The sequence below is a fragment of the uncultured Porphyromonas sp. genome, assembly GCF_938039215.1.
GTDB lineage: Bacteria > Bacteroidota > Bacteroidia > Bacteroidales > Porphyromonadaceae > Porphyromonas.
Genome location: NZ_CALHVI010000050.1, coordinates 25,029 through 33,094 on the forward strand (window position 1 = coordinate 25,029; position 8,066 = coordinate 33,094).

9 protein-coding genes are annotated in these 8,066 nt (G+C 56.8%); all 9 read right to left on the reverse strand.

Going from position 1 to position 8,066, the window contains the following annotated elements:
- Window positions 1-254: 254 nt before the first annotated feature.
- From cbiB to Q0336_RS06785, 9 genes are read right to left on the reverse strand one after another with little or no spacing between them, the layout of a single operon-like run.
- The gene (gene cbiB / locus Q0336_RS06745; RefSeq protein WP_298526930.1) at window positions 255-1,286 is read right to left on the reverse strand and encodes an adenosylcobinamide-phosphate synthase CbiB; all 1,032 of its coding nucleotides are present in this window, start codon (window positions 1,284-1,286) and stop codon (window positions 255-257) included.
- A gap of 8 nt (window positions 1,287-1,294) precedes the next feature.
- Window positions 1,295-1,657 (reverse strand): DUF488 family protein, encoded by a 363-nt coding sequence (locus Q0336_RS06750; RefSeq protein ID WP_298526932.1) that lies wholly within the window; start codon window positions 1,655-1,657, stop codon window positions 1,295-1,297.
- Window positions 1,658-1,666: 9 nt separating this feature from the next.
- Complete coding sequence (cbiD, locus tag Q0336_RS06755) at window positions 1,667-3,493, reverse strand: cobalt-precorrin-5B (C(1))-methyltransferase CbiD (protein ID WP_298526934.1); 1,827 nt, start codon at window positions 3,491-3,493, stop codon at window positions 1,667-1,669.
- 15 nt (window positions 3,494-3,508) lie between these two features.
- On the reverse strand, window positions 3,509-3,985 hold the full coding sequence (folK, locus tag Q0336_RS06760) for a 2-amino-4-hydroxy-6-hydroxymethyldihydropteridine diphosphokinase (RefSeq protein ID WP_298526936.1): 477 nt from the start codon (window positions 3,983-3,985) through the stop codon (window positions 3,509-3,511).
- A gap of 8 nt (window positions 3,986-3,993) precedes the next feature.
- Entirely contained in the window at window positions 3,994-5,055 is a 1,062-nt protein-coding gene (queA, locus tag Q0336_RS06765; RefSeq protein ID WP_298526939.1) for a tRNA preQ1(34) S-adenosylmethionine ribosyltransferase-isomerase QueA, read from the reverse strand.
- 35 nt (window positions 5,056-5,090) lie between these two features.
- On the reverse strand, window positions 5,091-5,810 hold the full coding sequence (gene truB, locus Q0336_RS06770; protein ID WP_298526942.1) for a tRNA pseudouridine(55) synthase TruB: 720 nt from the start codon (window positions 5,808-5,810) through the stop codon (window positions 5,091-5,093).
- Between the two features lies 1 nt (window position 5,811).
- The gene (gene uppP / locus Q0336_RS06775) at window positions 5,812-6,648 is read right to left on the reverse strand and encodes an undecaprenyl-diphosphatase UppP (RefSeq protein WP_298526945.1); all 837 of its coding nucleotides are present in this window, start codon (window positions 6,646-6,648) and stop codon (window positions 5,812-5,814) included.
- The gene (locus tag Q0336_RS06780) at window positions 6,645-6,884 is read right to left on the reverse strand and encodes a DUF3098 domain-containing protein (RefSeq protein ID WP_298526947.1); all 240 of its coding nucleotides are present in this window, start codon (window positions 6,882-6,884) and stop codon (window positions 6,645-6,647) included. The genes uppP and Q0336_RS06780 overlap by 4 nt, the downstream gene beginning before the upstream one ends.
- Before the next feature lie 43 nt (window positions 6,885-6,927).
- A complete protein-coding gene (locus Q0336_RS06785; protein WP_298526950.1) occupies window positions 6,928-7,806 on the reverse strand; it encodes an FtsX-like permease family protein in 879 nt (292 codons plus the stop codon).
- Window positions 7,807-8,066: the final 260 nt, after the last annotated feature.

Below are 8,066 nucleotides of genomic sequence, written 5' to 3' on the forward strand. Positions count from 1 at the left end.
GCGCTGCTAATTTGTAGAGCAGAGCTGTCGGAGTAGGAGATCTCGCACAGAGGTGCTGGGCCAGAGGGATCGAGAGGGGTAAAAAAGAAACCCACGGTAGGTCGTCGAAAAAACCTACTGTGGGTCGCCTGACCGACCTACCGTGGGTCGCATCGACGACCCACAGTAGGTTTTTTTGAGCCTTACCCAAGGTCCCTCAGAATAGCGCATAGAGAGAGCTCTCTCGAAGGGGCGAGGGAAGGGCAGAGCTGGGCTCAGTGTAGCGAGAAGAGGAGGAAGAGATAGAGGAGGAAAAGTCCGAGGAGTATAAGAGCTCGGAGTACGAGGCAGAGCACTAGTGCAAGGAGCTCGGTGCGCCGAGTGATCGTCACTGCTCGCTGGAGGTCTCTGTCGCTGAGGGCGCGGTCTTCTTCGCCGATGAAGGGCTTGTCTACAACCTCACCGAAGTAGTCATGTGGCCCGCCAAAGCGACAGCCGAGCATGAGGGCAAGAGCCGCCTCGGGATAGCCCGAATTGGGGCTAAGGTGTCTTCGTCCGTGGCGGAAGGTCTTCGAGAGGAGATCGAGCCTTCCTGCAGAGAGGAGCATTAGGATGGCTGTGAGACGTGAGGGGAGGAGATTGGCTAGGTCATCGAGCTTGGCCGAGAAGTAGCCATAGTCTCGGTAGTGCTCGTTGAGGTAGCCGACCATCGAGTCCTGCGTGTTGATCATCTTGTAGGTGAGGATGCCAGGCATCCCGAAGAAGGCCCAAGAGAGCATCGGACCGACGACCCCATCGCTGAGGTTCTCCGCCAGCGTCTCTAGAGCAGCGGTGCGGATCTCTTGCTCGGAGAGAGCTCCCGTATCTCGCCCGACGATACGCCCCACTTGCTTTCGCCCTTCTTCGAGTGAGAGTCCAACGGCACGGAAGACACCCCGCACCTCGTCATGGAGCGTCTTCCCCGAGAGCATGTAGAAGATGAGGAGCGAGGAGAGGAGGCCATAGGCGAGGAGCAGGAGCACACCAGTCGATCCTTCCCCCAGCCAATAGCTAGCCTCTACCCTAGAGAAAAGTGCGAGGAAGACCAGAAGGGGAAGGAGGAAGGTCAGGAGTACCAAGCTCCCGTTGTAGACGAAACCTTTGAGCAGACGTGCCTTGCCGTGATTGAGGTGCTTCTCCCCCCAACCGATCAGGCGACCAAGGAAGATGATCGGATGGCCGAAGGTCGTAGGATCACCGAGAGCTCGGTCTAGGAGGAAGCCTAGGAGAAGAGGGGCGATGAAGGCCGGGAGTAGGAGATCGAGCATAGAGAGGGCTAAGGCTGTGAAGCGAGGAGTGTCTGTAGGTAGGCACGGAGCACCAAGGGGTGGCAGTGCTCCTGATCGTGGGCTGCGTAGACGAGGGTGACCCGCTCCTGAGCTCCGAGGCGGGCGAGGAAGTCCTGAGGCGCAGTCGAGGCCTCCAGCTCGGAGCGGTAGTCACGGGCGAACTCGTCCCAGCGGGCAGGATCGTGCCCGAACCATTGGCGTAGCTCCGTCGAGGGCGCTAGGTCTTTAGCCCACTCGTCGAGCTGGGCTCGCTCCTTGCTTAGCCCTCGGGGCCAGAGGCGGTCGACGAGTACACGGTAGCCGTCGGTGGGCAGGGTGGGCTCGTAGGCTCGCTTGAGAAGTAGTTCCATAGTCGCAGACTATTTATTGGCTTGGAAGAAGTCTCGAGGATAGGTGTAGCGGATATTGCCCTCATCGTCGATGAGGAGGACGGAGAGCTCACTCTCGGGGACGAGACGAGCGCCAGCTTCGTGGCAGGATTCAGTGATCTGATGCATGAAGCGGTCGAGGTCTTCAGCGCTGAGACCTTGCCATAGTTCGCGTGCCAGCGTCAGGCCGTCGATGAGGGTGTGGGCTCGATCGGTACAACCCGCCTTCGTGGCTACGGTGTGTAGGTAGGCCTTGTTCATGACCACCTTCTTGCTGTGGGTGTCCATGTTGCCTTCAGCGAGCTTCACGGCCTTGCCCAGCATGATACCCATATAGATCTTGGGTATGGAGAGGGAGGCGAGCTTCTCGAGGGTCTCCCCGATGAAGTTGCCGTACTGGACGAAGGACTGGAAGGGGAGGTCGGGGAAGGCCGCCTTGAGATACTTCTCGCTCTTAGCACCAGAATTGATGACGATGGTATCCGCCCCCAAAGCTACGGCTACATCCGCCTGACGAACGATCGAAGCAATGAAAGCCTCCGAAGAGAAGGGCTTGACTACCCCCGAGGTGCCGACGACGGAGATCCCATCGAGGATGCCTAGACGAGGGTTGAAGGTCTTAGTCGCTAGTTCCCGCCCTTGAGGGATGCTGATGGTGATATCCACCCCGCCCTCGGGATAATGACGACGCACGATGGTCTCCATCATCTGGCGAGGTGTCTTGTTGATCGCTGGGCCACCGATCTCCAGCCCTAGCCCAGGGAGCGTCACGACACCGACCCCTTCGCCTTGGAGGAAGTGCACTCCGTCATGCTCCTTGGTGAAGGCTACTTCGGAGCAGATCTCCGTGAGGTGGGTCACGTCGGGGTCATCGCCCGAATATTTGCGAGCCATCGCCCGATAGCCTCGTTCTGTTTGCTCCAGTCGCTCCACAGGGAGCTTGACCTCTTCTCCCGAGGGAAGGATGATCTCTGCCGAATCGATGAATTCCCCTTCGTGCAATAGAGCATGGAGGGCGGCCGCAGTGGCTGCGGTAGCTGTACTGCCCGTAGTGAAGCCCGTCTTCAGAGGGAAGAAGTCGGGACAGAGACGCTCTACCGCCTTCCTAAGACCTACGGGTCCGTGGACATGCTCGTAGTGCTCAGGCAGAGCAGGGCGTGTGATCATGTAGACGGGCACACCAGCAGCAAGGGCTGGAGCGATCTTCTCCTCGAAGAAGCCACTCTCGCCACTCTCCTTCGTGATCACAGCATCGGGCTGTATCTCGTCGAAAAGCGCTTGGTCTTCGCCCTCACGGAAGTAGCGTATATGACTGAAGGGAAACCCTGCAGCTTCTGCCTTCTCTCTAGAGTCGTCTCGGTCAAGGATGCGGAAGAAACTCTCGTGCTTCTCCCAGAAGGGCTTGAGGGGAACGAGCGTATTCACTCCCGTCAGAGCAAGGAGCCTTCGGCAGGGCTGCGCCTCTAGCTTCTCGATCATCTCCTGATAGCTAGCGCACTCGATGACCTGACCCGTACGCTCGCTGTAGCGCCGCTCATAGCGGACGACAGGGATAGATAGAGCGGCAGTGACTTCGCCGATCGTCTTGTGTAGGACAGCTGCGAAGGGATGGGCGGCATCGATGACTAGGCGGATATCCTTCTCTTGGATGAAGTCACGCATGACCTCGTGGGTCATTGCTCCCGAGACACGCTCTCCGTGTACAAGGTCTATCTGCTGTAAGTCGCCTTTGGTCGAGTAATAGTATTCCTTGCCAGATTCGTCAAGGATGGAGCTGACGATACGTCCCTCCGTGGTCCCTCCGAAGATGAGGATCATAAGTTAGGGTAAGGGTTAGTCTAGGCGAAGGCGTAGCTCATCTCTGAGCGTCTGGATGGTCTTGCCTAGGGTGGGGTGTAGGAATTGTGGGGCGATCTCGGCTAGTGGATCGAGGACGAAGAGTCGCTCCTGTAGGAGGGGATGGGGTAGGGTCAGTCGCTCCGTAGAGAGCACAAGATCGTCGTAGCAGAGTAGGTCGATGTCGATGGGGCGATCTTCGTACTGACCTGCCACGCTCTTTCGCTGACGACCCAGCTGACGCTCGATCTCTTGGGTCCTATCGAGTACATCCATCGCGGGGAGATCCGTCTCTACAGAGAGGGCGATATTGAGGAAGGGATGCTTGCTCTCGAAGCCCCAAGGCTCTGTCTCGATAAAGGGTGAGATGCCATCGACCGGCCCGATGAGCAGGTCGATGGCATCTATAGCCGCTCTAAGGAGCATCTCTCGATCTCCTTCGTTGCTACCTAGGGATAGGTAGAGCTTAGCCATGAGGTGGGTTAGTCCACGATGAGCATAGCATCACCGTAGGCTCCGAAGCGATACTTTTCCTTGATCGCTACGGCATAGGCGTGCATGGTCTCTTCGTAGCCTCCGAAGGCTGCCGTCATCATCAGTAGGATGGACTTCGACATGTGGAAGTTCGTCACCAGCGCATTGGGTACGTTGAACTCGTAGGGAGGGAAGATGAACTTACTTGTCCAGCCATCGAAGGCCTTCATATGGCGCTCCGTACCCGAAGCTGTCTCCATAGCTCGGAGGACAGATGTACCGACTGCACAGATGTTGCGCCCTGCAGCACTGGCAGCGTTGACGATGGAGCAAGCTTCTTCGGTGATGATCATCTGCTCGCTCTCCATCTTGTACTTGGTGAGGTCTTCTACATCGATGTCACGGTAGTTCCCTAGGCCATTGTGCACGGTGATGAATGCCTTGCGAATGTCCTTGATCTCCATGCGAAGGAGGAGCTCACGACTGAAGTGGAAGCTCGCAGCAGGCCCTACGACAGCACCCTCATGCTCTGCGAAGAGGGACTGGTAGCGATGCGCATCTTCGCTGTTGGGGCTACGGTTCATGTACTTGGGAAGAGGAGTCTCTCCCATAGCATAGAGCAGGCGACGGAATTCCTCCTGCGACCCATCGAAGAGGAAGCGCAGGGTACGTCCACGGGAGGTCGTATTGTCGATGACTTCGGCCACGAGCTCATCGTTCTTACCGAAGTAGAGCTTATTACCGATACGGATCTTACGAGCAGGGTCGACGACAACGTCCCAGAGCTTGAAGGCTGGGTTTAGCTCTCTGAGGAGGAAGACTTCGATCTGGGCACCAGTCTTCTCCTTATTGCCGTACATACGTGCGGGGAAGACCTTAGTATCGTTGAAGACAAAGACATCATCCTTGTCGAAGTAGTCAAGGATATCCTTGAAGTAGCGGTGCTCGATCTCTCCGGTCGTACGATGGAGTACCAGGAGGCGAGACTCATCACGGAAGTTCGTAGGCTTCTTAGCAATGAGGTTCTCGGGGATCTCGATCTCGAAGTGGCTCAGCTTAGTATCCTTCATTTCTATCTAGTTCTGTCTTGAGGGTTGGTTCGTTCTTATTCTTCGTCGGAGCGAGGAGCGACATGCTCTCTGAGGAAGGCTTGTATATCCTCCACTCGTAAGCATTGGTCGAGGGTGAAGTCGCCCACACGTGTACGCTGTAGGGCGGTGAGATGGCCTCCCGAGCCGAGGGCTGTACCGATGTCTCGGGCTAGAGCACGTATGTAGGTGCCCTTACTACAGACGACACGGATGCGGAGGTGGGGAAGGTCGTAATCGAGGAGTTCTAGCTCATCGATGACGAGCGTCTTAGCCTTGAGTTCGAAGTCACGACCCTTGCGAGCCAGATCGTAGGCACGTCGTCCGTCGACCTTTACAGCGGAGAAGGCTGGGGGTACCTGTTCGATGGTGCCGATGAAGCTCTTCAGTACCTCCTCTACCGCCTCACGGGTGATATGCTCGGTAGGGAAGAAGGCATCGGGCTCGGTCTCTAGGTCGAAGGTCGGAGTCGTCTGCCCGAGGCGTATGTCAGCGATGTACTCCTTGCGACCTGCTTGCAGTTCGTCGATACGCTTCGTATGCTTGCCTGTGCAGAGGATCATCACCCCAGTGGCTAGGGGGTCAAGCGTGCCAGCGTGTCCGACCTTGAGCTTCTTGATGCCTAGGTAGCGACAAGCCTCGCAGCGGAACTTATTGACTAGGCTAAAGGAGCTCCACGTCAAGGGTTTGTCCAGAGCGATGGTTGCTCCGGCGATGAGGTCGAGTTGCTCTGGCATCTTAGTTCAGGGAGATGTTAGCTCCGAGGAGGAGGGCAATAGCCATGCCAACGGAGAGGAGGATGCGGTAGTAGCCGAAGACACGGAAGCCATACTTCGTCACAAACTCGATGAAGAACTTGATGGCGAGTAGAGCTACCAAGAAGGCTACGATATTGCCCACAAGGAGCGTGTGCCAGTTCGCCTCGAAGACCCCACTCATAGCGGGATCCTTGTAGAGCTTGTAGCCCTTGAGCAGGGTAGCACCGAACATCGTCGGGACGGCGAGGAAGAAGGAGAATTCAGCAGCCTGTCTACGTGTCAGTCCCTGCTGCATACCTCCGAAGATCGTCGCCATGGAGCGAGAGACACCAGGCACCATCGCTAGGCACTGGAAGAGCCCGATGATGAAGGCATTCTTCGTCGTGACTGGGCGCTCGGTCTTGTGGGTGAAGATCCGATCGAAGTAGATCATCAAGATCCCTCCGAAGAAGAGCATCGCTAGGACGACCCACGTACTGCCGAGGAGGGTGTCGATCTTGTCGTTGAAGAGCGCACCGAGGATGGCTGCGGGGATACATCCGATGATCATCAGACCATAGAGCCGCCAGCCTCCGAGGCTCGTCGTTGGGTCAGGCTTTAGTCCGAAGATGGGGAAGGGCAGGAAGCGTCGGAAGTAATAGACGAGGACCGAGAGGATGGCTCCGAACTGGATCATCACGGTGAAGGCCTTGAGATAGTCTGTGCTCTCCATCCCGAGGATCCCCTCAGTGAGGATCATGTGACCCGTCGAAGAGACGGGGAGGAACTCCGTCAGCCCTTCTACGATGGCCAGGATGATGCTCTCTAGGATACTCATCGGGTAGCGTCCTCCCCTTTCTTGGTCGTTGTAGGCTTGACTAGGATGGCATAGATCATCAAGATGAAGCCAGAGAGGCAGATGATCGGAGCGACGACGATGCGTCGGCTACTGAAGATCTCGGGGCTGAAGGCGGTAGGATTTTCGCTCTGGCCTCCCGACATCAAGATGAAGCCGATGAGGATCAGGAGCAGGGAAGCTCCCATCAGGAGATAATTCTTTTTGCTGTAGAGCATTGGGATATGTAGATACAGTTGGATGGCGGACGAAGGAAAGGGGTTAGATCAGATGGATCTTACCCTCCTCCATGTGGATGTAGCGGCGTGTGGCTCGCCATGAGGAGACGAAGCTCACCAGCACTCCGACCAGTGGGACGCAGATGGCTACTGCGACGAGGTGCATCGGAGGGCAGATCTTGAGCAGTGCATAGCCGAAGGCTTCTTCGATGCCGAAGAGTGCTCCAGAGAGGAGAGCTAGTGCTAGGAGTGCGCCGACAAAGCCCTCAAGGACAGCCCTACGGATGAAGGGGCGGCCGATGAAGCCCGAAGTTGCTCCGATGAGTGAGAGGGTACGGATGCGCATGCGCTGGGAGTAGATGACGAGCCCGGTAGCAGTATTGATCTGTAGGAAGCTCACGATGAGGTGTAGCCCGAGGAAGATCCAGAGGACGAAGCGGATCGTCTGCAGGTTCTTCGAGGCGGAGACCCACTGCCCTTGTTGCTCTTCGAGCCCTTCAGCCGTCTTGAAGAGGGGCTGAGAGGCGATGATCTTCTTGATGCTATCGGGGTGGGTGTATTCAGCCTTGAGGAAGATCTTAGCCATGGGCACAAGCGGATTGTACCCGAGGATCTTCGTAGGATCTTCGCCGAGGATAGAGGTGAGGCTACGAGCTGCGCTGTCAGCACTGATGATCTGTACCTCACGCACACAGGAGAGGCTACGGATCTCAGCAATGGTAGCTTCGGGGTTGCTCCCCTCGTCTTGGGGAAGTTCGATGGTGAAGGAGATACGCCCACGCACCTCTTCACTCATCCCTTGCTCTAGGACATAGACGAGCCCCAGAGCGCCGAGCATGAAGAGCGTGACGGTGATGCTGATGAAGCTCAGGAGGCGAGAGTAGCGTAGCGTCGATGATTGTTTTGATTTGGGCGCACCCATATAGCTATGTATCGGTCTGACAAATGGCTTGTCCTGCTATCCCTCCTTGAGGTAGGGATACAACATGGACAATTTGCATGCAAAGATAGACATTCTCTGCACAAGGATCGCTGAGGCTCTGCCTCTCTGTAGTACATCCCTCCCTCCTAGCCTCCTACGGGCTGATCCTAGGAAGAGAAAATCGGTGTCGAACGAGCCCGCTCAGTACGGGCGTTTGGGAGGGGTGAAAAACGATCCACGGTAGGTCGCCGAAAAAACCT